Annotated in this window: 18 protein-coding genes; 6 read left to right on the forward strand and 12 right to left on the reverse strand. The window is 61.7% G+C overall.

Annotated features, from left to right (window positions below; all coding sequences use genetic code 11):
* Positions 1-4 precede the first annotated feature (4 nt).
* From F506_RS18435 to F506_RS18450, 4 genes are read right to left on the reverse strand one after another with little or no spacing between them, the layout of a single operon-like run.
* Positions 5-1,615 (reverse strand): ABC transporter ATP-binding protein, encoded by a 1,611-nt coding sequence (locus F506_RS18435; protein ID WP_053199839.1) that lies wholly within the window; start codon positions 1,613-1,615, stop codon positions 5-7.
* Complete coding sequence (locus F506_RS18440) at positions 1,612-2,661, reverse strand: ABC transporter permease (RefSeq protein ID WP_053199842.1); 1,050 nt, start codon at positions 2,659-2,661, stop codon at positions 1,612-1,614. The genes F506_RS18435 and F506_RS18440 overlap by 4 nt, the downstream gene beginning before the upstream one ends.
* On the reverse strand, positions 2,658-3,716 hold the full coding sequence (locus tag F506_RS18445) for a microcin C ABC transporter permease YejB (RefSeq protein ID WP_053199844.1): 1,059 nt from the start codon (positions 3,714-3,716) through the stop codon (positions 2,658-2,660). Before F506_RS18445 ends, F506_RS18440 begins: the two co-directional genes overlap by 4 nt.
* 46 nt (positions 3,717-3,762) lie before the next feature.
* Complete coding sequence (locus tag F506_RS18450) at positions 3,763-5,580, reverse strand: extracellular solute-binding protein (RefSeq protein ID WP_053199846.1); 1,818 nt, start codon at positions 5,578-5,580, stop codon at positions 3,763-3,765.
* 267 nt (positions 5,581-5,847) lie between these two features.
* Between F506_RS18450 and fabI the strand changes: the two genes are divergently transcribed.
* Complete coding sequence (gene fabI, locus F506_RS18455; protein ID WP_053199848.1) at positions 5,848-6,630, forward strand: enoyl-ACP reductase FabI; 783 nt, start codon at positions 5,848-5,850, stop codon at positions 6,628-6,630.
* 412 nt (positions 6,631-7,042) lie between these two features.
* Positions 7,043-8,476 carry a DEAD/DEAH box helicase gene (locus F506_RS18460; RefSeq protein ID WP_053199849.1) on the forward strand — a complete coding sequence of 478 codons (1,434 nt, stop codon included), beginning with the start codon at positions 7,043-7,045 and terminating at the stop codon, positions 8,474-8,476.
* A gap of 106 nt (positions 8,477-8,582) precedes the next feature.
* Here F506_RS18460 and F506_RS18465 read toward each other — a convergent pair whose 3' ends face one another.
* The 4 genes from F506_RS18465 to F506_RS18480 are packed head-to-tail and all read right to left on the reverse strand — an operon-like array spanning position 8,583 to position 12,205.
* Positions 8,583-9,200 carry a PqiC family protein gene (locus F506_RS18465; protein ID WP_083458031.1) on the reverse strand — a complete coding sequence of 206 codons (618 nt, stop codon included), beginning with the start codon at positions 9,198-9,200 and terminating at the stop codon, positions 8,583-8,585.
* Positions 9,200-10,828, reverse strand: coding sequence for a PqiB family protein (locus F506_RS18470; RefSeq protein ID WP_053199853.1), 1,629 nt, complete (start codon positions 10,826-10,828; stop codon positions 9,200-9,202). The genes F506_RS18465 and F506_RS18470 overlap by 1 nt, the downstream gene beginning before the upstream one ends.
* The gene (locus F506_RS18475; protein ID WP_053199855.1) at positions 10,821-11,576 is read right to left on the reverse strand and encodes a paraquat-inducible protein A; all 756 of its coding nucleotides are present in this window, start codon (positions 11,574-11,576) and stop codon (positions 10,821-10,823) included. The genes F506_RS18470 and F506_RS18475 overlap by 8 nt, the downstream gene beginning before the upstream one ends.
* Positions 11,573-12,205, reverse strand: a complete 633-nt coding sequence (locus tag F506_RS18480; RefSeq protein WP_053199858.1) for a paraquat-inducible protein A — start codon at positions 12,203-12,205, stop codon at positions 11,573-11,575. The genes F506_RS18475 and F506_RS18480 overlap by 4 nt, the downstream gene beginning before the upstream one ends.
* A gap of 621 nt (positions 12,206-12,826) precedes the next feature.
* Here F506_RS18480 and leuA point away from each other — a divergent pair.
* Entirely contained in the window at positions 12,827-14,530 is a 1,704-nt protein-coding gene (leuA, locus tag F506_RS18485) for a 2-isopropylmalate synthase (protein ID WP_053199860.1), read from the forward strand.
* An 85-nt stretch (positions 14,531-14,615) separates the two neighbouring features.
* On the opposite strand, the gene egtB is transcribed toward leuA, so the two are convergent.
* Both egtB and egtD read right to left on the reverse strand, forming a co-directional pair.
* Entirely contained in the window at positions 14,616-15,830 is a 1,215-nt protein-coding gene (egtB, locus tag F506_RS18490) for an ergothioneine biosynthesis protein EgtB (protein WP_083458033.1), read from the reverse strand.
* Positions 15,831-15,911: 81 nt separating this feature from the next.
* Complete coding sequence (gene egtD, locus F506_RS18495; RefSeq protein WP_407638190.1) at positions 15,912-16,880, reverse strand: L-histidine N(alpha)-methyltransferase; 969 nt, start codon at positions 16,878-16,880, stop codon at positions 15,912-15,914.
* Positions 16,881-17,177: 297 nt separating this feature from the next.
* On the opposite strand from egtD, the gene F506_RS18500 reads away from it, so the two are divergent.
* The 3 genes from F506_RS18500 to F506_RS18510 all read left to right on the forward strand — a co-directional run bounded on the left by F506_RS18500 (position 17,178) and on the right by F506_RS18510 (position 21,880).
* The gene (locus tag F506_RS18500) at positions 17,178-18,995 is read left to right on the forward strand and encodes an ABC transporter transmembrane domain-containing protein (RefSeq protein ID WP_144424099.1); all 1,818 of its coding nucleotides are present in this window, start codon (positions 17,178-17,180) and stop codon (positions 18,993-18,995) included.
* A gap of 168 nt (positions 18,996-19,163) precedes the next feature.
* Complete coding sequence (gene namA, locus F506_RS18505; RefSeq protein WP_053199862.1) at positions 19,164-20,279, forward strand: NADPH dehydrogenase NamA; 1,116 nt, start codon at positions 19,164-19,166, stop codon at positions 20,277-20,279.
* Positions 20,280-20,446: 167 nt separating this feature from the next.
* Positions 20,447-21,880 carry an NAD-dependent succinate-semialdehyde dehydrogenase gene (locus tag F506_RS18510; RefSeq protein ID WP_053199864.1) on the forward strand — a complete coding sequence of 478 codons (1,434 nt, stop codon included), beginning with the start codon at positions 20,447-20,449 and terminating at the stop codon, positions 21,878-21,880.
* Between the two features lie 87 nt (positions 21,881-21,967).
* On the opposite strand, the gene F506_RS18515 is transcribed toward F506_RS18510, so the two are convergent.
* Together F506_RS18515 and F506_RS18520 are read right to left on the reverse strand one after the other, a co-directional pair.
* Positions 21,968-22,549: a DNA-3-methyladenine glycosylase I gene (locus F506_RS18515; RefSeq protein ID WP_053199865.1), complete on the reverse strand. Its 582-nt coding sequence runs from the start codon at positions 22,547-22,549 to the stop codon at positions 21,968-21,970.
* 16 nt (positions 22,550-22,565) lie between these two features.
* Positions 22,566-23,561 carry a serine/threonine protein kinase gene (locus F506_RS18520; protein WP_053199867.1) on the reverse strand — a complete coding sequence of 332 codons (996 nt, stop codon included), beginning with the start codon at positions 23,559-23,561 and terminating at the stop codon, positions 22,566-22,568.
* Between the last annotated feature and the right edge of the window lie 59 nt (positions 23,562-23,620).

Below are 23,620 nucleotides of genomic sequence, written 5' to 3' on the forward strand. Positions count from 1 at the left end.
TCTATTAGGAAATTGCAGAGTTCGTATGATCCGGGAGCTCATCTGCGGCATAAGTCGCCGCCGCCAGCAGCCGCTGGGTATAAGCATGCGAGGGCTGCTGCAGGACCTCGGAGACCGCCCCGCTTTCCACCACTTTGCCGTCCTTCATCACCAGCACCTGATGCGCCATGGCGCGGATGACTGCCAGGTCGTGGCTGATGAACAGGTAAGCCAGTCCATGCTTGCGCTGCAGTTGCGCCAGCAGTTGCAGCACCTGCTGCTGCACGGTGACGTCGAGCGCCGAGGTCGGCTCATCGAGCAACAGCAGGTCAGGCTTGAGCACCACGGCACGCGCAATAGCGATGCGCTGGCGCTGGCCGCCGGAGAACTCATGCGGATAACGTTGCAGCATGTCTTCCGACAGGCCGACTTCGTGTAGTGCCTCGATCACTTCGGCGCGCTGCTGCGCGGCGCTCAATTGCGGCTGATGCAAGGCCAGTCCTTCGCCGACGATCTGCGCGACGGTGCGACGAGGCGACAGCGAGGCGAACGGGTCCTGGAACACCACCTGCATGCGCGCACGCAAGGGCCGCACGGCGGCCGAGCTCATGGCGCTGACCTGCTGACCGTCGAAGCGGATGTCGCCTTCGACCGTGGCGGTCGACAGGCGCAGCAAGGCCATGCCCAGGGTCGACTTGCCGGAACCCGACTCGCCCACGATGCCGACCGTTTCGCCCTTGCGCAACGTCAGGCTGACGTCGTCGACGGCGGCGAATTTCTTCTTGCTCAGCCAGCCTTGCCTGATCGAAAAGGTGCAGCGCAGCCTGTCGGCGTTCAGCAGCACCGGCGCATCCGGCACTACCTCCTCGACATTGCGCTGCGGCCGGCTGGCCAGCAGTTTACGTGTGTAGGCTTGCTGCGGCGTGGCGAACAAGTCGCCGGTGGCGGCGGTCTCGACCAGCTTGCCTTTTTCCATCACGCCGACGCGATCGGCGAAGTGGCGCACCAGGTTGAGATCGTGCGAAATCAGCAGCACGGCCATGTTCTCGTCGCGCTGCAATTGATTGAGCAACTCCAGGATCTGCACCTGGATTGTTACGTCCAGCGCGGTGGTCGGCTCGTCGGCGATCAGCAGCTTCGGATGGCAAGCCAGCGCCATCGCGATCATCGCACGCTGGCGCTGGCCGCCGGACAGTTGATGCGGATAGGCCAGTGCGCGCCGGGCGGGCTCAGGAATGCCGGTCTTTTCCAGCAAGGCCACGGTGCGCTGTGCCGCGGCCCTGGCATTCAGACCTTCATGCAGCATGAGCACCTCGGCGATCTGGTTGCCGATGGTGAACAAGGGATTCAAGGCCGTCATCGGCTCCTGGAAAATCATCGCCGCGTCCATACCGCGTACACCGCGCATGGCGGCCTCGCTCTTTTGCAGGATGTCTTCGCCGTTGAACAGGATCTGACCATCGTAATGCGCATCCTGATTCAGGCGCAGCACCGACAAGGCGCTGACTGTCTTGCCGGAACCGGATTCGCCGACCAGCCCGAACTTCTCGCCGGGCTGGATGCTGAAACTGACGTCGTCGACTACCGTAGCGTTGCCGAAGCGCACCGACAAATTGCGGATATCGAGCAGGCTCATGCTTTCCTCCGCACATCGAGGGCATTGCGCAAGGCGTCACCGATATTGGTCAGCAGCAGCAAGGTCACGGTCAGCACGATGAAGGTCGACAAGGCGATCCACCAGGCGTCGAGATTGTTCTTGCCTTGCGCCAGCAGTTCACCGAGGCTGGGCGTGGAAGGCGGCACGCCGAGGCCGAGGAAGTCGAGGCTGGTCAGCGCCAGGATCGATGCGCTCATGCGGAACGGCAGGAAGGTGACCACCGGCGTCAGGCTGTTGGGCAGCACGTGGCGCCAGATGATCTGCATGTTCGACAGCCCGAGCGCACGCGCCGCCTGCACGTATTCAAGATTGCGGTTGCGCAGGAAATCGGCGCGCACGTAATCCGACAAACCCATCCAGCCGAACAGCGACAACAGCACCAGCAACAAGCCGATGCTGGGTTCGAAGATCGAAGAAAAAATGATCAGCAGGTAAAGCTCGGGCATCGAGCCCCAGATTTCCAGGATGCGCTGCATGAACAAGTCGGTGCGACCGGCAAAATAACCCTGCAACGCGCCTGCCAGCAAGCCCAGCACCACGCCGGTGGCCGTCAGCGCCAGGCCGAACAGAATGGAAATGCGGAAGCCGTACAGCAGACGTGCAAACACGTCGCGGCCGCGGTCGTCGGTGCCGAGCCAATTCTCCGAAGACGGCGGCGCCGGGTTCGGTTGCTTGGCGAAATAGTTGAGCGTGTCGAAGCGATAGTGATTGGGCGGGTAGATCGCCCAGTTGTCGTCCTTCCTGAACTGGTCCTGAATAAAGGGGTCGAGGTAGTCGGCCGGCGATTCGAAGTCGCCGCCGAAGGCCTTTTCCGAATAGTCGTGCAGCATCGGGAACAGAATCTTGCCGTGGTAGCTCGCCACCAGCGGCTTGTCGTTGGAGACCAGTTCCGCGCCGAGGCTGATCACGAACAGGATCAGGAAAAGGATCAGGCTCACATAGCCGTTGCGGTTCTGGCGGAAGCGCAGCCAGATGCGGCGGCCCGGGGAAACCGAAGGAGTTGGAATCAAGGCGGTCGCGCTCATTTGGCCAGACTTTCAAACTGGACGCGCGGGTCGGCCCAGACATAGCAAAGATCGCCGAGCAGCTTTACCACCAGGCCGATCAGCGTGAACAGATACAGCGTACCCATGACCACCGGATAATCGCGCCGGATCACCGACTCATACGACAGCAGACCGAGGCCGTCGAGCGAGAACAGCGTCTCGATGAGCAGGCTGCCGGTGAAGAAAGCGCCGATGAAGGCCGCCGGGAAACCGGTCACCAGCGGGATCAGCGCATTGCGGAACACGTGCTTGTACAGCACCGTGTTTTCGGAGAGGCCCTTGGCGCGTGCGGTGAGCACATATTGCTTGCGGATTTCCTCGAGGAAGGTGTTCTTGGTCAGCATGGTCATGACCGCGAACGAGCCGGCGACGGAGGCGATCACCGGCAAGGTGATGTGCCACAGGTAATCCTTGACCTTGCCCAACAGCGACAGCGTGGCCCAATCGTCCGAGGTCAGTCCGCGCAGCGGGAACCACTGCACGAAACTCCCTCCGCCGAACACCACCAGCAGGAACACGCCAAGCACGAAGCCGGGAATCGAGTAACCGACCAGCACCAGCGCGCTGGTGGCGGAATCGAAAGCGCTACCCTCGCGCACCGCCTTGGCGATGCCGAGCGGCAACGAGATCAGGTAAGTCAGGAAGAAGGTCCACAAGCCGATCGTGATCGACACCGGCATTTTGGATTTCACCAGTTGCCAGACGTCGCCATGGTGGTAGAAGCTCTTGCCCAGATCGAAGGTGGCGAAGCCCTTGAGCATTTGCCAGAAGCGCTCGGCCGGCGGCTTGTCGAAACCGTACAGCGCCTTGATCTCGTTGACGCGCTCGGCGTCGACGCCCTGGCGGCCGCGGTATTGCGAGGCGCCGCCGCCGGAGGCTTCACCGCCGCCGCCGAGGCCCTTCATTTCGATCAGCGCCTGTTCAACCGGGCCGCCCGGCACGAACTGGATCACACCGAAGGTAATCACGACGACGCCCAGCAGCGTCGGCAGCATCAGCAGGATGCGCTTGAGGACATAGGACCAGAGATTCATGGCTGCACCGGCAAATTAGTGAGGATGAAGGTGATGATCACAGGGTTCATTTCGGCGACACTTCCCACCAGCTAGAGATCACGTAAGGGTCGGCCTGGTAGTACAGCGGCGCCACGGCGGGAATGCCGAAACGGTTGCGATAGGCCACGCGGTGCGTTGACGAGTACCACTGCGGCACCACGATGTATTTGTGCAGCAGGACGCGATCCAGTCCGCGTGCGGCGGCGACCAGATCCTTGCGCGTGTTCGCCGCGACCAGCGCTTCGACCAGTTTGTCGACGGCCTTGTCCTTCAGTCCCCAGACGTTGTTGGAACCTTTTTCGTCGGCCGCTTTGGAGCCGAACATGTCGAACATTTCATTGCCCGGACTGCTGACGTCAGGGAAGCGAATGCTGGTCATGTCGTAATCGAACTCGTCCATGCGCTTGGCCACCAACGCAAAATCGGCGGTACGCTGCGTGACTTGGATGCCGAGCTTTTGCAGGTTTCGTACGTAGATGCTGATCACGCGCGACAACGCCGACTGATCGTCGAGGATCTCGAAGGCGAAGACGTCGCCCTTGGCGTTGCGCAAGGCGCCGTCGCGGTATTCCCAACCGGCCTGGCGCAACAATTCGCGTGCCTGCAGCAGGTTGCCGCGCAGCGAGCCGGGTGGATTGGTGTTGGGTGGTATGGGCGCCGGACCGAACACGGTCGGATCGATCTTTGTGCCGGAAGCCCGGATCGATTCCAGCAATTTCAGTTCGTCGCCTTCCGGCGCGCCGGTAGCGGCCAACTCGCTGTTGTTGAAGAAGGAATAGATGCGCGTGTACTGGCCGTAGAACAACTGGCGATTCATCCATTCGTAGTCAAGCGCGAGTCCCAGCGCCTGGCGCACGCGCGCATCCTTGAACTGGTTGCGACGCAGGTTCATGACGAAGCCCTGCATGCCGGCGCCGTTGGAATGCTTGAGTTCGCGCTTGACGATTTCACCGCTGGCGAATTTGGGGCCGTTGTAGTTGCGCACCCAGTTCTTGGCGCTGTATTCCACCACGACGTCAAACTCGCCGGCCTTGAAAGCTTCCAGCCGCGCCACGTCATCCTTGTAAAAGCGATAGGCGATACGCTCGAAATTGAAGCTGCCCTTGCGCACCGGGATATCCGTACCCCAATAGGCCGGATTGCGCTTGTAGGTGATGTTGCGGCCGACGTCGTAGGCGTCGATCAGATAGGGACCGCTGGTGATCGGCGGCGTCAGCTGGATGTTGTCGAACGCGGTACCGGCAGCCCACTTCCTGGAGAACACCGGCACCCCGCCGACGATCAGCGGCAGCTCGTGGTTGCGGGTCTTGAATTCGAAGCGTACGGTCTGCGCATCGACCACCACGCATTGCCTGACGTCGGCGAACATCGACTTGAACTGCGGCGCGCCTTTGGCCAGCAGCGTGTCGTAGGAATATTTGACATCGGCTGCGGTGACCGGGTCGCCATTGTTGAAGCGCGCCTTGGGATTGAGGTGGAAGGTCATCGCCATGCGGTCCGGCGCCAGCGTCATGTCGTCGGCCAGCAGGCCGTACATGGTGGCGACTTCGTCGGAGGAACCGATCGCCAGCGTCTCGAACATCAGCGTCGATACGCCCGCCGCCGCGACTCCCTTGAGCGAGAACGGGTTGAATTTATCGAAGCTGGTGCGACGGTCCGGATTCGCGAGGTACAGCGTGCCGCGCTTGGGGGCATCGGGATTGACGTAATCGAAATGGGTGAAACCGGCGGGATATTTGGGCGTGTCGTACAGGGAGAAGGCGTGATCGGCGAAAACCGGGCCGCTGAATCCGACTGTTGCCGCGAAGCTCAGAAGCAATGTGGAGAGAGTGAATTTACGCATGCGTGCTTGTCATGTCGAATTGCCCGTTGCTGAAAGTTGCAAGCTACTTAAAATCAATTCGGCTATTTTACAGAATAAATTTTTACACAATAGCAATAAGTCGTGGCGGCAAGAACCTCAAAAGTTGCCCCCGCCGTCGCTAGCCCCTACAATCTTGCCCAGTTCCGCGCAAATATACTGCATAGAACCGGAATCCCCCTTATTTCGCCTGATCCGGCGCGGCTTTCAGCCTGCTGCCGCTTCAAAGGCGAATCACTCGGAGTCAACATGGCATTTCTGCAAGGCAAAAAAATCCTGATCACAGGTTTGTTATCGAATCGTTCCATCGCCTACGGCATCGCCCAGGCGTGCAAGCGCGAAGGCGCGGAACTGGCGTTCACCTATGTCGGCGAGCGTTTCAAGGACCGCATCACCAAGTTCGCGGAAGAATTCGACACCAAGCTGATTTTCGATTGCGACGTCGGCAGCGATGAGCAGATCAATGCCCTGTTCGCCGATCTGGGCAAGTCCTGGGATCAGCTCGACGGCCTGGTGCACGCGATCGGCTTTGCGCCGGCTGAAGCAATCGCCGGCGATTTCCTGGATGGCCTCTCTCGCGAAGGCTTCAAGATCGCCCACGACATCTCGGCCTACAGCTTCCCGGCAATGGCCAAGGCCGCGCTGCCGCTGCTGCGCCAGAACTCGGCGCTGCTGACGCTGACTTACCTCGGTTCCGAGCGCGTCGTGCCGAACTACAACACCATGGGCCTGGCCAAGGCTTCGCTGGAAGCCAGCGTGCGCTACCTAGCGGAATCGCTCGGCCCCAAGGGCGTGCGCGTCAACGGCGTCTCCGCAGGTCCGATCAAGACGCTGGCCGCCAGCGGCATCAAGGGCTTCGGCAAGATCCTGGGCTTCGTCTCCGATCACGCTCCGTTGCGCCGCAACGTAACTATCGAGGACGTTGGCAATGCATCGGCCTTCCTGCTGTCCGACCTGGCCGGCGGCATTACCGGTGAAATCACTTATGTGGACGGCGGCTTTTCGCGTGTCGTCGGCGGTATCTCTGAATAAGAGGAATTGGAATTCAGGGCTTGTTCGAGGAAAATCTCCGAATAAGCCCTAGTGCCAACTTCGATATTTTCCTGTATGATTCGGTTTGTGCGTTGCAATACGACGTACAAACCGTACTCCGGTCCACTGGCTGGATTACTCAGTAGCTTCGCAAGCCCTAATTGTCGCGCTAGACAGTCGACAGTACGTAGTAAAAGCCCTCCCGCCTTGAGTGTCCTTACTTTCTAAGTGACACCGTCCCGGCGCAAAGCTTTTGTGCCGAAATTTCTTTGTTTTTCATAGTCATTTCGTTGGTTGGCGTTGCTTTTTTGCGTTCACCGCATTTGCTGTGCGCTCGCTGTGCTCGGTCAATCCGACGCCATCGTTGCGCTGCATTGCATTTGTCTGGCGCTCATACTAAACGAAAGAAAACATGACTTTTGAAACACTAGGCCTGCACCCATCGATCATCAAAGCCTTGACCGACTCCGGCTACACCGCGCCGACTCCGGTCCAGGAACAGGCTATCCCTGCGGCCATCGCCGGCAAGGATCTGCTGGTGTCGTCGCAGACCGGCTCCGGCAAGACCGCAGCGTTCATGCTGCCGTCGCTGCATAAATTCGCCTCGATGGCGCCTGCCGCTGCCGGCGCCAAGACTCCCAACCAGGAAGCGCAAGCCGCCAAGGCGCGCGGCGAACGTCCGCGTTTCCGTGCTGCACAGCCGAAGATGCTGGTGCTGACCCCGACCCGCGAACTGGCCCTGCAAGTGACCACCGCCACCGACAAGTACTGCGCCCACATGCGCCGCCTGAAGGCCGTGTCGATCCTGGGCGGCATGCCTTACCCGAAACAGATGCAATTGCTGTCGCGCAATCCTGAAATCCTGGTGGCGACACCTGGCCGCCTGATCGACCATATGGATTCGGGCAAGATCGATTTCTCCGAACTGGAAATCCTGGTCCTGGACGAAGCCGACCGCATGCTCGACATGGGTTTCATCGAAGACATCGAAAAGATCGTCGCTGCAACACCGGCAACGCGTCAAACCATGCTGTTCTCGGCAACGCTGGATGGCGTCGTCGGCAACATGGCCAAGCGCATCACCAATGCACCGCAGATCATCCAGATCGCCGGTTCCGCCACCAAGCATGAAAACATCGCCCAGCGCGTTCACTTCGTCGACGACCTGTCGCACAAGAATCGCCTGCTCGACTTCCTGCTGCGCGACGTCACCATGGACCAGGCTGTTGTCTTCACCGCCACCAAGCGTGACGCCGACACCATCGCCGACCGTCTGAACATCGCCGGTTTCGCCGCCGCCGCACTGCATGGCGACATGCACCAGGGCGCACGCAACCGCACACTGGACGGCATGCGCCGCGGCCAGGTGCGCGTGCTGGTGGCAACCGACGTTGCTGCTCGCGGCATCGATGTGCCAGGCATCACCCACGTGTTCAATTACGATCTGCCGAAGTTCCCGGAAGATTACGTTCACCGTATCGGCCGCACCGGTCGTGCCGGCCGTAATGGCGTGGCCGTCTCGCTGGTCAACCATGCTGAAGGCATGCACGTCAAACGTATCGAACGCTTCACCAAGCAACCGATTCCCGTCGACATCGTTGAAGGCTACGAGCCGAAGAAGACGGCAGCGCCTGCACGCAGCGCGCGCAAGCCGGGCGGCTGGCGTCCAGGCGACAACCGCAGCGGTCCGGCGCGTCCGGCCGGTAGCGGCAATGGCAATGGCGGCGGTCGCAGCTTCGGCGGCAAACCTGCCGGCAGCGGCGGTCCGCGCAAGGACGGCGGCGGCTACAAGGGCGCCGGCGCACGCTCCGACGGCGGCGCACGTCGCTCGTACGGCGATCGCTGATCCGCAGTAAGAACTGAGCGTGCCGGTGAATATGCCGGGCACGCCAAAATAAAAGGCCGCTTCATTGAAGCGGCCTTTGTCATTTTCGAACGGACAAATCAGGCAATCAGCTGCTGCAGACGCCGGTCTTCCCTGCCCGCAATGCCGTCACATCGGCTGCAATCGCGTCGGCCGCATTCGCCACTGCGCGCTGCATGCCTTGCACCACGCCGTCAACGCCCAGTCCTGCTGCCGGCTCCACCACCGTCAGGCGGCACACCGCGCTGCTGCTATTGTCGCTGCGCGTGATGGTCCAGCCGAAAGCGGCATCGACCTTGCCGCCCTTGACCGCGTCGAGCTGGCGCAATTCGACCACGATGCGATAGACCGGCTGGTTGACGGGACGGCCGCCACGCGTCACGTCGACCGCACCGAGCCGGTTTGCCACGCCGCTTGCCAACGCGTCGCGCAACTCGTTGTTGAACGGCGCGGACCACCGGTCCTGTTCCAGAATATCCACGCGCGTGGCGTCGGTGCGCACCACGATCTGCGGTCGCGCCAGGCGTTCCGGCACGGCGACCGGGGCGACTTCGATGTAGGTCTGTCCGGTCGGGATCGCTCTGGCTGCGGCCGTGGCAGGTGCGGCCGTATCCGCCAGCGTATAGAAACGCGTCGGCGCCGAAGCGCAGGCGCTCAGCAGCAGCGCTGCCGCCGCCAACGAAATGAAAGTGACACTGCGCTGCATTATTTATCCTCCTGCTTGCCGCGAATCAGCGATTCCGGATGCTGCTGCAAATAATCGGTCAACACGCGAATCGACGCCGCCGCGCGCGACAACTCCTGCATGGTCTGGCGCACGTCCTGCTGCAACGGCGCATCTTCGGACAAGGTCCGTTCGGCGGCGCTGAGCGTCTTGCGCGCATCGCGCATGGCGGCGGTGATTTCCGGTGCGACGTCGTTGTTGATCTTGTTCATGGTCTGCTCGGCGCCGGTGAGGGTGCGGTTGAGCGTCGCCAGCGTCTTGCGCAGGTCGTCGCCGATCTTGTCGAACGGCACCTTGCTGAGCTTGCGCGTGATGTCGCCGATCTGGTTCTGGATCTCGTCGAGGCTGTTCGGTATGGTCGGGAACACCAGCGGCGTCCTGTCGATATCGATCTGCGCCGGCGCCGCATTCGGGAAGAAGTCGAGCGCCACGTACACCTGCCCGGTCAACAGGCTGCCGCTGCGCAATTGCGCGCGCAGGCCGCGCGAGACCAGATACTTCAGGCGTTGACGTGGCGTATAGCGCGATTCCTGTTGCTCGTTGAACTTGCGGCCAAGGCGGTCGGGATACAGCTCCACCACCACCGGCATCACGAACTCGCGGGTCTTGTCGTTGTATTCGATGCCGATCGATTTGACCTCGCCCAGCACCACGCCGCGGAAGTCCACCGCCGCACCCGGCTCGAGGCCGCGCAGGGACTGGTTGAAATACAGCAGCACGGTTTGCGAGCGGCCGTCCGGCTCCTTCATTGCGGCGGCTTCGTCTTCGGCCAGCCGGAAGCTGGTATTTTCCCTGGCGGGCGCCGGCGAATCGAGATCGTCGATGCTCTTGAACGCAATGCCGCCGAGCACCACCGTCGCCAGCGATTGGGTATGCAGCTTGAAGCCGCTGGCGTTGATCTGCATGTCGAAACCGCTGGCGTGCCAGAAGCGCGAACTGATGCCGACGAACTTGTCGTAGGGTGCATTGATGAAAATGCGCAGCGTCACGCCGCGGCCATCCTGGTCGAGGTCATAGGCCGCGACCTGGCCGACCTTGATGCGGCGGTAGAACACCGGCGAGCCGATGTCGACCGAGCCGAGATCGGAGGCATGCAGCACGAACTGCTTGCCCGAGGTGTCGCGCGTGATGATGGGCGGTTGCTCGAGGCCGGCGAATTCCTTCTTGGTTTCTTCCGACTTGCCGGCGTCGGCGCCGATGTACGCGCCCGACAGCAGTGTATTCAATCCCGAAATGCCCGATGCCGCCACGCGCGGACGCACTACCCAGAAACGCGTGTCGTCGGCGGTGAAGCTTTCCGCCTCCTTGGTCAGCTGCACCGTGGTGACCACGTGCGAGCGATCCTTGCTGAGCGTGATCGACTGCACCTGGCCGATGTCGACATCCTTGTACTTGACCTTGGTCTTGCCTGCCTCGAGGCCCTCGGCCGAGATGAAACTGATGGTGATGACCGGGCCGCGTTCGACCAGGATCTTGGCCACCAGCGTCAGGCCGACCACGGCGGCGACGATGGGAATCAGCCAGACCAGCGAAGGCAGCCAGTTGCGCCGGCGTTCGCGCCTTGGTTCCGGCCGGTTCGGTGGCGATGTGGGCGTCGTTGGTTCAGTCATTGCTATCCTTTTCTTGTTGCTCTCTCTCTGCGGCCGGCCCGGCCTCCGAATCGGCTTCCGAATCTGCTTCCGACTCGGCCTCATCCCAGATCAGCCGCGGATCGAAGCTCAGCGACGCCAGCATGGTAAGCACCACTACCGAGCCGAACGCCGCCACGCCGATACCTGCGGTGATCCGGGCGAATCCTTCTATCTGCACCAGTCCCGTCAGCAGCGACACCACGAAGACATCCAGCATCGACCAGCGGCCGATGGTTTCAACGACGCGGTACAGCTTGGCGCGCTGCAAACGCTGCCAACTGCTTCGGCGGCGCGCGCTGACGGTGAGGATGATCAGCGCCACCAGCTTGAACAGCGGCACCATGAAACTGGCGACGAACACCACGATGGCCAGCTCCCATGATCCCGACACCCAGAAATAGATGATGCCGCTCATGATGGTGTCGCGCTGCTCGTCGAGCAGCGTCGAGGTGATCATCACCGGCATCATGTTGGCCGGGATGTACATGATGCAGGCGGCGATCAGGAACGCCCAGGTGCGATTGAGACTGTCGATGCGGCGCCGGTGCAGCGGCGCGTGGCAGACTTCGCATTGCTCGTCCTGCTGCGCGCCCTGCCAGACCGTGCCGCAATGATGGCAAGGGAAAATATCGGTGGCGATGGCGCTGTCGAGGCGGGGAGCGGCAACATCCCGCGCCGGCGCGTCATTGACGCCGTTGACACCGGCCTCGTGCGTAGCCGCGCTCATCGTACCGGCTCCCCGCTGCTGCTGCGTTCGCTGACCAGAATCCGCCACAGGTAGCGCGGATTGAACGACACCACGACCGTCAGCAGGACAGTCAGCGCACCGAACGCCCACAATGCCACGCCAGGCAGCACGGCCGCCATGTTGGACAGCTTCACCAGCGCCACCAGCACGCCGAGCAGGAATACCTCGACCATGCCCCAGGGGCGCACGACCTGCATCAGGCGCAAGAGTATCTTCACGCCCGGGCGGCGTACATCATGCGCGGCCGGCAGCAACAGATAAACCAGCACCAGCATCTGCACCAGCGGGAACAGGATCGTGGTGGACAGCACCAGCATCGCCACCAGCGACATGCCTTCGGTGTTGAGCACCATCACCGCGCCGAACAGCGTGGTTTTGCTGGTCAGCCCCTGGAGTTCGATCTGCACGATGGGAAAGCTGTTGGCGATCACGAACATGATCAGGCTGGCCACAGTCAGCGGCAGCAAGCGCTCAAAGCGGCTGCCGGTGTCGCGCTCGAGCTCGGCGTCGCAGCGCAGGCAGCGGGCGACTTCGGCATGCGCAAGCACCGGCCGGCGATGCACCGCGTCGCACTCTTCGCAAACGATCAGGTCGGGGCGCTCTTGCATGGAGAAGGTGAAAGGCTCAAATTGATGACTTATCGGTTAATTAGGAAAACTTGGATTCTAACAACAAAAAATGACTAGATCGGCTCGCTTTCCGGGCACATTCGGCGGAATTGGGTGGAATTGGCCGTCATCGGGAAGATAAAGCTTGACAATTCAAACGGCAATCTTCTAAAGTGGCCGAATGAACTCCGCAACACAATTCTCCCTGACACTATCGCACTTCGCTGGCGCCCTGCTAGCGTTGCTACTAGTGACGCTACTACCAGCTTCGCGCTGATCTGAGCTTCTCCCCGGTTTCTCCCTGTAGTTTTGCAGTTTCCTCGCTGGTCATGGTCTGACAATCATCCGAAATGGGTATTCAGGCGCACATGGCGGCACAATTAAAAAGTTGTAAATTTTTCCTGAAAAGCCGGCCATGCATTTCACGTCCATCACTGCATTCCTGATTTCCGGCGATTTGATCGCCGCGAAAATCGCTGCATGTGCGTCGGCGCTGCTACCGCTAAAGCTACCGATCGGTCGCCTGGCCTTGCGTTAGTGGCAGTCAGGCGGCCCTTTTCTCCAGCCACATCGAATGAATTTCCCTGTTCCACAGCAGTGACAAATTAAAGAGGTTCCACCATGATGTTAAGCAACCCGGCAGCAAAATACCGCGCATTCCCGACGATCCCGTTGTCTGATCGCACCTGGCCCAATCAGTTCATTTCCAAGCCGCCGATCTGGATGAGCACCGACCTGCGCGACGGCAACCAGGCGCTGATCGAACCAATGAGCCCGGAACGCAAGCTGCGCTTCTTTGAAATGCTCCTGCAAATCGGCCTGAAGGAAATCGAAGTCGGCTTCCCGTCCGCTTCGCAAACCGACTTCGACTTCGTGCGCAAGCTGATCGAAGAGAACCGCATCCCCGACGACGTCACCATCATCGTGCTGACCCAGTCGCGCGAAGAACTGATCCGCCGCACCATCGATTCGCTGGCCGGCGCCAAGCAAGCCATCGTGCACTTGTACAACTCGGTCGCACCGGCGTTCCGCAAGATCGTCTTCAACATGTCGCGCGACGAAATCAAGAACATCGCCGTCACCGGCACCCAGCTGGTCAAGGAACTCACCGACGCCCGTCCGGAAACCCAATGGCGCTACGAGTATTCGCCTGAGTCCTTCAGCACCACCGAGCTCGACTTCTCCAAGGAAATCTGCGACGCCGTCTGCGAAACCTGGGGCGCCACGCCGGAACGCAAGGTCATCCTGAACCTGCCGTCGACCGTCGAATGCAGCACACCGAACGTCTATGCCGACCAGATCGAATGGATGTGCCGCAACCTGAAATACCGCTCGTCGACCATCATCTCGGTGCACCCGCATAACGACCGCGGCACCGCCGTCGCCTCCGCCGAACTGGCCGTCATGGCCGGCGCCGACCGCGTCGAAGGCTGCCTGTTCGGCAACGGTGAACGCACCGGCAACGTCGACCTGGTCACGCTGGCGCTGAACCTGTACACGCAAGGCGTCCACCCCGGCCTGGACTTCTCCGACATCGACACCGTGCGTCAATGCGTGGAAGAGTGCAACCAGATCCCGGTCCACCCGCGCCATCCTTACGTCGGCGACCTGGTGTTCACCGCCTTCTCCGGCTCGCACCAGGACGCGATCAAGAAGGGTTTCGCCAAGCAGCAAGCGGACGCCATCTGGGAAGTGCCTTACCTGCCGATCGACCCGGCCGACCTGGGCCGCAGCTACGACGCCGTGATCCGTGTCAACAGCCAGTCCGGCAAGGGCGGCATGGCCTACCTGCTGGAACAGGAATACGGCCTGGCCCTGCCGCGCCGCCTGCAGATCGAGTTCAGCCGCGCCATCCAGCGCGAAGCGGACGCCAGCGGCAAGGAAATCGTCGCCACCGATATCTACACGATCTTCAAGAGCGAGTACCTGGACCGCAGCGCGCCCTACGTCTATCGCGCGCACCGCATGTCGGAAGACACCTCGCATGAAGAATCGATCAGGATCGAAGTCGACATCGAGCGCAACGGCGAGAAAACCACCGTGCGCGGCACCGGCAACGGTCCGATCGACGCCTTCGTCAATGCGCTGGGGCTGGACATCAAACTGATGGATTTCCACGAACACGCCATCGGCGCCGGCGCCAACGCGCAAGCCGCCAGCTACATCGAACTGCGCCTGAACGAAGCGCCGACCGGCTTCGGCGTAGGCATCGACGCCAACATCGTCACCGCCTCGTTCAAGGCCGTCCTCAGCGCCGTCAATCGCCAGATCGCGATCGACCAGAGCGCAAATCAGTCTTCTTCGCCAAAAGCGAAAGCAGCCTGATTCGGGTCACGCAAAAAAAAGCCGCCGGTTTATCCAACCGGCGGCTTTTTTGCTTTCTTTTTTGCTTTGTGTCGCAGAGGATTTTTCACAGCGATCGCGCCAGCCGAATGCCGCTGTACTGCCAGCACGCCGTAGCCGGGAAAAAGTTGCGGTAGCTCGCGCGCGAATGTCCGAGCGGTGTTGCACCCGACGAGCCGCGCAGGACATACTGATTGACCATGAACTTGCCGTTGTACTCGCCCACCGCGCCGTCGGGAATCGCATATCCCGGATACGGCGCATAGCTGCTCGAGGTCCACTGCCAGGCCGTACCGAAGAACTGCCGGCCCTCGTTGCCCAACTCGCCGACGGCATATTCCCACTCCGCTTCGGTCGGTAAACGCGCACCGGCCCAACGCGCGAACGCATCGGCCTCGTAATAGGACAAATGCAGCACCGCCGCATGCGGGTCCAGTGGCAGCATGCCATGCAGCGTGAACTCGCGCCAGGCGCCATCATCCTGACGCTGCCAATACAGCGGATGCGCGATCTGATTACTGCTGCGCCAGTCCCAGCCGGCCGACAGCCAGTAAGCGGGATTCTCGTAGCCGCCCTGCTCAACGAACATCAGGTATTCGATATTGCTGATCAGGCGCGACCCGATCGCGAACGATTCGACGAACTGGCGATGCGACGGCAGCTCGTTGTCGAAACAGAATCCGCCGTTCCGGTAGCCGATTTCCACCACGCCGGCGTCGAAGGTATTCCACTCCAGCTCGGTCTGCACCGGCATGGCCTGCAAGGCGCGCGGCAGGTAGGCCGGCTTCAGCGGATTGAGCGACAGCAGGTGCTTGACATCGGTGAGGATCAGTTCCTGATGCTGCTGCTCGTGCTGCATGCCCAGTTCCAGCAGGCGCAGGCAATTGTCATCGCAGATATCCGACAGCAGCAAAGCCTGCATGCGCAGGTCGACGTTGGCGCGATACGCGCGGATCTCGGCCAGCGACGGGCGCGTCAGCATGCCACGCTGCGGGCGCGGATGCTTGTCGCCGACGCCTTCATAGTACGAATTGAACAGCACCCGGAAAGCCGGATGAAACGGCGCGAAATCGGGCTCGTAGACTTCAAGGATGAAGGTTTCGAAGAACCAGCTGGTGTGCGCCAGGTGCCACTTGACCGGGCTGGCGTCGGGCATCGATTGCGCGCCGCAATCCTCATCGGACAGGGGCGTTGCGAGGATCATCGAATACTCGCGCGTGCGCAGGAAGTCATCGGCAATGGCCGCGTTCGTTGCCGTCAATGCGGCCGTCTCGTTATGCATGCTGCTCCTCTCCTCTTAGAACGTGTTTGCGATCTTACTGCGCGACCCTGATTTGCCGCTAAACAGATCGTAAACACGTTCTTACACCGGCCGCGCGTAACACAGCATGAACCATTTTTGCGGGTCGAACCACATCCTGGCCTGGCCGAAACCGGCCTGGCGCAGCAGATCGCTGAAACCGTCCGGCGTAAATTTGTAGCTGTTTTCGGTATGGATGCGTTCACCCCGGCGGAACGTCCGCTCGCCGCCGCACCATGTCACCGTCAGGTCGCGGCGCGCCTCCAGATGCATCTCGATACGCGACAATTCCGGATTGAAGAAACCGCGATGCTGCCAGTCGTCGACCGCAAAATCGCTGCCGAGCAGACGATTGACGTGCAGCAGTGCATTGCGGTTGAACGCCGCGGTCACGCCGAGCGCGTCGTCGTAGGCGGCATCGAGTACGGCTTTTTCCTTGACCAGGTCGATACCGAGCAAAACGCCGCCGCCCTCCCCCAATTGCAAGCCGTGACGCATGCGGCGCAGGAATTGCAGCGCCTCGTCCGGCGCGAAATTGCCGAGCGAAGAACCGGGATAGAAGAAGAGACGATTTTCGCGTCCGACCGTCGACGGCAATTGCAGCGACGCGGAAAAATCCATGGCGATTTCCTGCATCGGAATCGCCGGGAATTTCTGCCGCAGACCGCTCACGGCATCGCGCAGGAATTCCGTCGAGATATCGATGGGTACATACTGGCGCGGCTGCAGCGACGGGAACAGGCGCGCCGCCTTGGCGCAATTGCCTGCGCCGAGATCGATCATGGTCACGCCCTTGCCGACCGTCGCGGCGATGTCATCGGCATGCTGATCGAAGATCTGCGCTTCGGTGCGGGTCGGATAGTATTCCGGCAGCGCGCAGATCGCCTCGAACAGGGTGGAGCCGAGCGCGTCGTAAAAATATTTGGGAGAAATGCTTGCGGCGGCAGCCGTCAGGCCGTCTTGCAACTCGTTCCGGACGGGACAGTTTTCCGACCAGTCGTCCTGCATGTCCTGCAACAATCCTTGAGCCAATTTGCTCTCCTTGTTGAAACGGCACTATATAGGGGCGACCGAGGCGCGACCAAGGCGCGACCGGCACGGTATCGACACATGCAATACACTAGACCGCGATTGAAGAACCAGATATGGCGCGCAGACGGCGCATTTCAAGCTCGTTCAGATACAAATAAACACCCGCTTGCCTATCTGCCGAGTGCATATACTTACGCATTCTATCGACTTGCAATCAATCGCGTGGTTCACCACCCGATAAAAAATCCGACATCCAGCCGCCAAAGTTGCTTCATCAACATCAAGAATCTTGCCAACATGTCATCAAGCATCAAACCAGAACCAGCCAAAGGCAGCATCAAAACCCTGATCGGCCTGCTCCCCTTCCTGCAACCCTACAAGCGCCAATTCCTGCTGGCCGGCCTGGCGCTGATCGTGGCTGCCGCGGCGACATTGGCGATTCCCTATGCGTTCCGGCAAATGATCGATCTGGGCTTCGGCAGTCGCGGCATCGGAGGCGCCGACGCCGCGGCCAGCACGCTGCATATCGATCTGTATTTCCTCGCCCTGTTCGGCGTCGCCTGCATCCTCGGCGTGGCGACCGCAGCGCGCTTCTACATGGTGTCGTGGCTGGGCGAACGTGTCACTGCAGATCTGCGCAGCGCCGTCTACGCCCACGTCGTCACGCAAAGCCCGCAGTTCTTTGAAACCACCAAGACCGGCGAAGTGCTGTCGCGACTGACCACCGACACCACGCTGATCCAGACGCTGGTGGGAACCAGCATTTCGATGGCGCTGCGCAACGGACTGCTGTTCATCGGCGGCATGGTCATGCTGTTCATCACCAGCGTCAAACTGTCGTCCATCATCATCGTGATGCTGGCGGCGGTGGTCCTGCCGATCGTGTTTTACGGCCGCCGCGTGCGCAAGCTGTCGCGCGAATCGCAGGATCGCGTGGCCGACGCCTCGGCGCTGGCCGGCGAAATCCTCAACGCCATGCCGACCGTGCAGGCCTTCACGCATGAAGAGATCGAGGCCAGGCGTTTCGGCACCTCGGTGGAGCGTGCTTTCCACACCGCCATGCAGCGCATTCGCGCGCGTTCGGTACTGACCATGATGGCGATCCTGCTGGTCTTCGGCGCGATCGTGTTCGTGCTGTGGCTGGGCGCGCATGCGGTCGTGCAAGGCAGCATGAGCGGCGGCCAGCTCGGCCAGTTCATCCTGTACGCGTCGCTCGTGGCCGGTTCCATCGGTGCCTTGTCGGAAGTGCTCGGCGACACCCAGCGCGCGGCCGGCGCCACCGAACGCCTGCTCGACCTGCTGGCGGCGCAGTCGCCGGTGCAGTCGGTGCTGCTGCCGGAGACACTGCCCGCATCTTTATCCTCCTGCACCGCCAACGGCGCCGCCCTGCAACTGGAGGACGTGGTGTTCCACTACCCGTCGCGTCCCGACAGCAACGCGCTGATGCATCTGTCGCTGGACATCAAACCCGGCGAGACGATTGCCGTGGTCGGTCCGTCCGGCGCCGGCAAGACCACGCTGTTCCAGCTGCTGCTGCGCTTCTACGATCCGCAACAGGGCAGGATCACGCTGGACGGCGTCGATATCCGTTTCCTGACCCTGTCGGCACTGCGCAGCGCCATCGGCATCGTGCCGCAGGACACCGTGATCTTTTCCGAAAACGCGCTGGAGAACATCCGCTTCGGTCGTGCCGACGCCAGCGACGACGAAGTCATTGCCGCAGCAAAAATGGCCGCCGCGCACGAGTTCATCGAGCGCCTGCCACAAGGTTACCAATCCTTCCTCGGCGAACGCGGCGTGCGCCTGTCCGGCGGCCAGCGCCAGCGCATCGCGATTGCGCGTGCGCTGCTGAAAAATCCGCCGTTGCTGCTGCTCGACGAAGCCACCAGCGCGCTCGACGCCGAATCGGAGCGGCTGGTCCAGACCGCACTGGAAGCAGCCATGGTCGGCCGCACCACGCTGGTCATCGCACACCGGCTGGCGACGGTGCAGCGCGCCGACCGCATCATCGTGGTGGAACACGGCCGCATCGTCGAGACCGGCACGCATACCGAACTGATCGCGCAAAATGGTCTCTACGCCAGCCTGGCGGCGCTGCAGTTCAATACCGATTGAGCTTGCCCGCTGCCTGGTCGCCGGCAGGATGCCGGCACAGGCAACGTCATACGCGCTTTCAAAAAATAAAATAGACTTTCGGTTTCAGGCAACAACCACTTTCCGTCATTTCCTCAATCCGCGCGACGCATGTCCTCGGCGCGCCACGCGTACAACCAGGAGTTTCCGATGAGCAGCAAACTGTTTTCTCCGTTCACATTGCGCGGACTGACCCTGCCCAACCGCATTGTCGTCTCGCCGATGTGCCAATACTCCGCACAGGACGGCTTCGTCAACGACTGGCACCTGGTGCATCTGGGCAGCCGCGCCGTCGGCGGCGCCGGGCTGGTGATCGTGGAGGCCGCCGGCGTGCTGGCTGAAGGCCGCATCACGCCGGAAGATGTCGGCATCTGGAAAGATGAACACATCGAACCGTTGCAGCGCCTCACGCGCTTCATCGAAACCCAGGGTTCGTTCGCCGGCATCCAGCTGGCGCACGCGGGCCGCAAGGCCAGCGCATGGCGTCCTTGGGCAGGCAAAGCCGGCACCGTGCCGGCAGCGGAAGGCGGTTGGGAAACCGTCGGTCCGTCGGCGCTGCCGTTCGACGCCACGTTCAAGGCGCCGGTCGAGCTGAGCGTCGCCGCCATCGCCGAACGCGTGCAGGCATTTGCGGATGCGGCGCAGCGTGCGCTCAAGGCCGGCTTCAAGGTGGTCGAAGTGCATGCCGCACACGGTTACCTGCTGCACGAATTCCTGTCGCCGCTAAGCAATCACCGCACCGACCAATACGGCGGTGCGCTGGAGAATCGCGCACGCTTCCTGCTGGAAGTGGTTGCCGCCGTGCGCAAGGTGTGGCCGGCCGACCTGCCGCTGTTCGTACGCGTCTCGGCCACCGACTGGACCGACGGCGGCCTGACACCGGACGACATCGTCGCCGTCTCGCGCCTGCTGCGCGAAGCCGGCGTCGACCTGGTGGACGTCTCCAGCGGCGGCAATGTCGCCACTGCCGTCATCCCGACCGGTCCCGGCTACCAGACCGCCTTCTCCGCGCGCGTGCGCAACGAAGCCAAAATTGCCACCGGCACCGTCGGCATGATTACCGACGCCACCCAGGCCGAACACGTGCTGCGCACCGAACAGGCCGACCTCGTACTGCTGGCGCGCGAGCTGCTGCGCGATCCGTACTGGCCATTGCACGCCGCCGATGAACTCAAGGAAAACATCGCCTGGCCGCCGCAATACGTGCGCGCCGCATCGAGCAAGACGCCGCTGCGCGAAAACGTTGACTACAGCGACCTGGACTGATGTATTGCACGCGCCGGCTGGCACGGCCGGCGCGGTTTTGCATGGCGTGGTATAACTGAGACCTGCCATTTCGTTTCCCGATTTCCGCATTGAGACAGCGCCGGATGAATTCAACACCCGGCCTTACGTCCACGCTTTTCACCCACCCGATCTGCAAAGAGATATCCATGTACAAAGACGTTCAACTCTTCATCAACGGTCGCTGGACTGCCAGTGTCTCGGACCGCACCATTCCGGTCGTCAATCCTGCCACCGAAGAAGTCATCGGCCACATCGCCCACGCCAACAAGCAAGACCTCGACGCTGCGCTGGATGCCGCTCAAAAAGGTTTTGACACCTGGCGCAAGACATCCGCTTTCGAGCGCTCCAAGATCATGCGCAAGGCCGCCAACATCCTGCGCGAACGCGCCGATGAAGTGGCGCTGCTGATGACGCTGGAACAGGGCAAGCCGCTGGCGGAAGCCAAGGCGGAAACCCTGGGCGCTGCCGACACCATCGACTGGTTCGCCGAAGAAGCCCGCCGCACCTACGGCCGCCTGGTGCCGGCGCGCGTGCCGAACGCCTATCAGATGGTGATCAAGGAGCCGGTCGGTCCGGTGGCGGCGTTTACGCCCTGGAACTTCCCCCTCAACCAGGTCGTGCGCAAGCTGTCCGCGGCGCTGGCTGCAGGCTGCTCCATCATCGTCAAGGCGCCGGAAGAAACCCCGGCCTCACCGGCCGAACTGATCCGCGCGTTTGCCGACGCCGGCATCCCTGACGGCGTGGTCAACCTGGTCTATGGAGTGCCGTCGGAAATCTCCGAATACCTGATCCCGCATCCGATCATCAAGAAGATTTCCTTCACCGGTTCCACCCCGGTCGGCAAGCAGCTGGCCGCACTGGCGGGCACCCACATGAAGCGCGCCACGATGGAGCTGGGCGGCCACGCGCCGGCCATCGTGTTCGACGACGCGGACATCGACGCCGCCGCCAAGCAACTGGCGATGGCCAAGTTCCGCAATGCCGGCCAGGTGTGCGTGTCGCCGACCCGCTTCCTGGTGCAAAAGAATGTGTTCGATGCCTTCGTCGACAAGTTCATCACCGCCGCCAGCCAGCTCAAGGTGGGCGACGGCACGGTCGCCGGCACCACCATGGGTCCGGTCGCCAACAAGCGCCGCATCGCGGCACTGGAAGCGTTGATCAGCGACGCTGTTGAACAAGGTGCGCAACTGCGTTTCGGCGGCAAGCGCGTGGGCGACAAGGGTTATTTCTTCGAGCCAACCGTGCTGACCAACGTGCCGCTGTCGGCGCGCGCGATGAATGAAGAACCGTTCGGCCCGCTGGCGCTGATCAATTCCTTCGACACGCTCGACGAAGTGATCGCCGAAGCCAACCGCCTGCCGTTCGGCCTGGCTGCCTACGCCTACGCCAAGTCGGCGCAAACCAAGCACGCGCTGTCTTCGCGCGTCGAAAGCGGCATGATCACCATCAACCATCTGGGCTTGGCTTTGCCGGAAGTCCCGTTCGGCGGCATCAAGGACAGCGGCTACGGTTCCGAAGGCGGCACCGAAGCGATCGAAGCGTACGTCAACACCAAGTTCGTTTCGCAGCTGGACGTATAACTGAGGTATAAGCGTTCTGCATCGTAAAAAAAGCCCGCGCTCTTGATTGAGCGCGGGCTTTTTTCATTGCGTGCCGATATGGCGGTGTTACTTGGGCAGCTTGTGTTTGCGGCCGTGGCAGTGGCAGCCGACGACGTGGTCGTCAATGATACCGATGCCTTGCAGGTAAGCGTAAATGATCGTCGAACCGACGAACTTGAAGCCGCGCTTGAGCAGGTCTTTGGACACCTGGTCCGACAGCGCCGTCTTGGCCGGCGCATCGCTCAGATTCTTCCATTTGTTGCGGATCGGCTTGCCGTCCACATACGCCCACAGGAAAGGAGCGAGGCCGCCGACGTCGTCGCGCAGGCGCAGATAGCTTTGCGCATTGGTGATGGTCGCCGCGACCTTGAGACGATTGCGGATGATGCCCGGATCGGCCAGCAGTTTGGCGACCTTGGCGTCGGTATAGCGCGCGATCTTTTCCGGATTCCACTGATCGAATGCGGCGCGATAGGTCTCGCGCTTGTTCAGCACGGTCTCCCAGCTGAGGCCGGCTTGTGCGCCTTCCAAGTTGAGCATTTCGAACAGGCGCGTCTCGTCGTGGCAAGGCACGCCCCATTCTTCATCGTGATAAGTCACGTAGCGCGGATTGTCGAGATTGACCCAGGCGCAGCGTTGTACGCTCATTGCTTTCTCACTCATTTCATAAAGGCCACAAGGGCGGTTCATCCATCAGCGCGATTTGCTCGCGCAATTCCAGAATCCGGTCCTGCCAGTAACGCTGCGTATTGAACCACGGGAAGGCTTGCGGAAACGCCGGGTCTTCCCAGCGTCGCGCCAGCCATGCCGAGTAATGGATCAGGCGCAGCGTGCGCAAGGCTTCGATCAGGTACAACTCGCGTTGCTCGAATTCGCAGAAGCTCTCGTAGCCGGCCAGCAGGTCGGACAGCTGGCGCACCATCTCGCCGCGCTCGCCCGACAGCAGCATCCACAAATCCTGGATCGCCGGACCGCTGCGGCTGTCGTCGAAGTCGACGAAATGCGGACCGGCATCGGTCCACAAGACATTGCCGACGTGGCAATCGCCGTGCAGGCGCAATTGCCGGATGTCGCCGGCGCGGTCGAAGCAGCGGCGCACGCCGTCGAGCGCCAGATCGACCGTGCTCTTGTACGAACTCAGCACATCCATCGGGATGAAATCATTGGCCAGCAGATAATCGCGCGGCTCTTCGCCGAAGGTGGCGATGTTCAGCGCGGGCCGGTACGCAAACGGACGCTGCATGCCGACCGCATGGATGCGGCCGATGAAGCGGCCCAGCCATTCCAGCGTATCGGGGTTGTCCAGCTCAGGCGCGCGGCCGCCGTGACGCGTGAAGGCCGCAAAGCGGAAGCCCTGGAATTCCTGCAGGCTGCGGCCATTGCTGAGTTGCATCGCAGGAACGACCGGGATTTCCTGACCGACCAGCTCGTTGACGAAGGCATGTTCTTCCAGAATCGCCTCATCGCTCCAGCGCTGCGGCCGGTAGAACTTCGCCACCAGCGGCGGTCCCTCTTCCATGCCGACCTGATAGACCCGGTTCTCATAGCTGTTGAGCGCCAGCAGGCGACCGTCGCCGTACAGGCCGACGCTGTCGAGTGCATCGAGCACGGTATCCGGCGACAGCCCGGCGAAGTTGAATACGGTGGTGGAATCGGTCATGGCCGTATTGTACGTGCCCGTGAAGAGCTGCGGTAATCCTCGCCTCGCAAGCCAATAGC

The organism is Herbaspirillum hiltneri N3 (genome assembly GCF_001267925.1).
GTDB classification, from domain to species: domain Bacteria; phylum Pseudomonadota; class Gammaproteobacteria; order Burkholderiales; family Burkholderiaceae_D; genus Herbaspirillum; species Herbaspirillum hiltneri.

Excerpts from the sequence above, each read along its gene's own strand:
- F506_RS18435 (WP_053199839.1), bottom strand. The coding sequence starts at position 1,615 with ATGAGCCTGCTCGATATCCGCAATTTGTCGGTGCGCTTCGGCAACGCT.
- F506_RS18440 (WP_053199842.1), bottom strand. The coding sequence starts at position 2,661 with ATGAGCGCGACCGCCTTGATTCCAACTCCTTCGGTTTCCCCGGGCCGC.
- F506_RS18445 (WP_053199844.1), bottom strand. The coding sequence starts at position 3,716 with ATGAATCTCTGGTCCTATGTCCTCAAGCGCATCCTGCTGATGCTGCCG.
- F506_RS18450 (WP_053199846.1), bottom strand. The coding sequence starts at position 5,580 with ATGCGTAAATTCACTCTCTCCACATTGCTTCTGAGCTTCGCGGCAACA.
- fabI (WP_053199848.1), top strand. The coding sequence starts at position 5,848 with ATGGCATTTCTGCAAGGCAAAAAAATCCTGATCACAGGTTTGTTATCG.
- F506_RS18460 (WP_053199849.1), top strand. The coding sequence starts at position 7,043 with ATGACTTTTGAAACACTAGGCCTGCACCCATCGATCATCAAAGCCTTG.
- F506_RS18465 (WP_083458031.1), bottom strand. The coding sequence starts at position 9,200 with ATGCAGCGCAGTGTCACTTTCATTTCGTTGGCGGCGGCAGCGCTGCTG.
- F506_RS18470 (WP_053199853.1), bottom strand. The coding sequence starts at position 10,828 with ATGACTGAACCAACGACGCCCACATCGCCACCGAACCGGCCGGAACCA.
- F506_RS18475 (WP_053199855.1), bottom strand. The coding sequence starts at position 11,576 with ATGAGCGCGGCTACGCACGAGGCCGGTGTCAACGGCGTCAATGACGCG.
- F506_RS18480 (WP_053199858.1), bottom strand. The coding sequence starts at position 12,205 with ATGCAAGAGCGCCCCGACCTGATCGTTTGCGAAGAGTGCGACGCGGTG.
- leuA (WP_053199860.1), top strand. The coding sequence starts at position 12,827 with ATGATGTTAAGCAACCCGGCAGCAAAATACCGCGCATTCCCGACGATC.
- egtB (WP_083458033.1), bottom strand. The coding sequence starts at position 15,830 with ATGCATAACGAGACGGCCGCATTGACGGCAACGAACGCGGCCATTGCC.
- F506_RS18500 (WP_144424099.1), top strand. The coding sequence starts at position 17,178 with ATGTCATCAAGCATCAAACCAGAACCAGCCAAAGGCAGCATCAAAACC.
- namA (WP_053199862.1), top strand. The coding sequence starts at position 19,164 with ATGAGCAGCAAACTGTTTTCTCCGTTCACATTGCGCGGACTGACCCTG.
- F506_RS18510 (WP_053199864.1), top strand. The coding sequence starts at position 20,447 with ATGTACAAAGACGTTCAACTCTTCATCAACGGTCGCTGGACTGCCAGT.
- F506_RS18515 (WP_053199865.1), bottom strand. The coding sequence starts at position 22,549 with ATGAGCGTACAACGCTGCGCCTGGGTCAATCTCGACAATCCGCGCTAC.
- F506_RS18520 (WP_053199867.1), bottom strand. The coding sequence starts at position 23,561 with ATGACCGATTCCACCACCGTATTCAACTTCGCCGGGCTGTCGCCGGAT.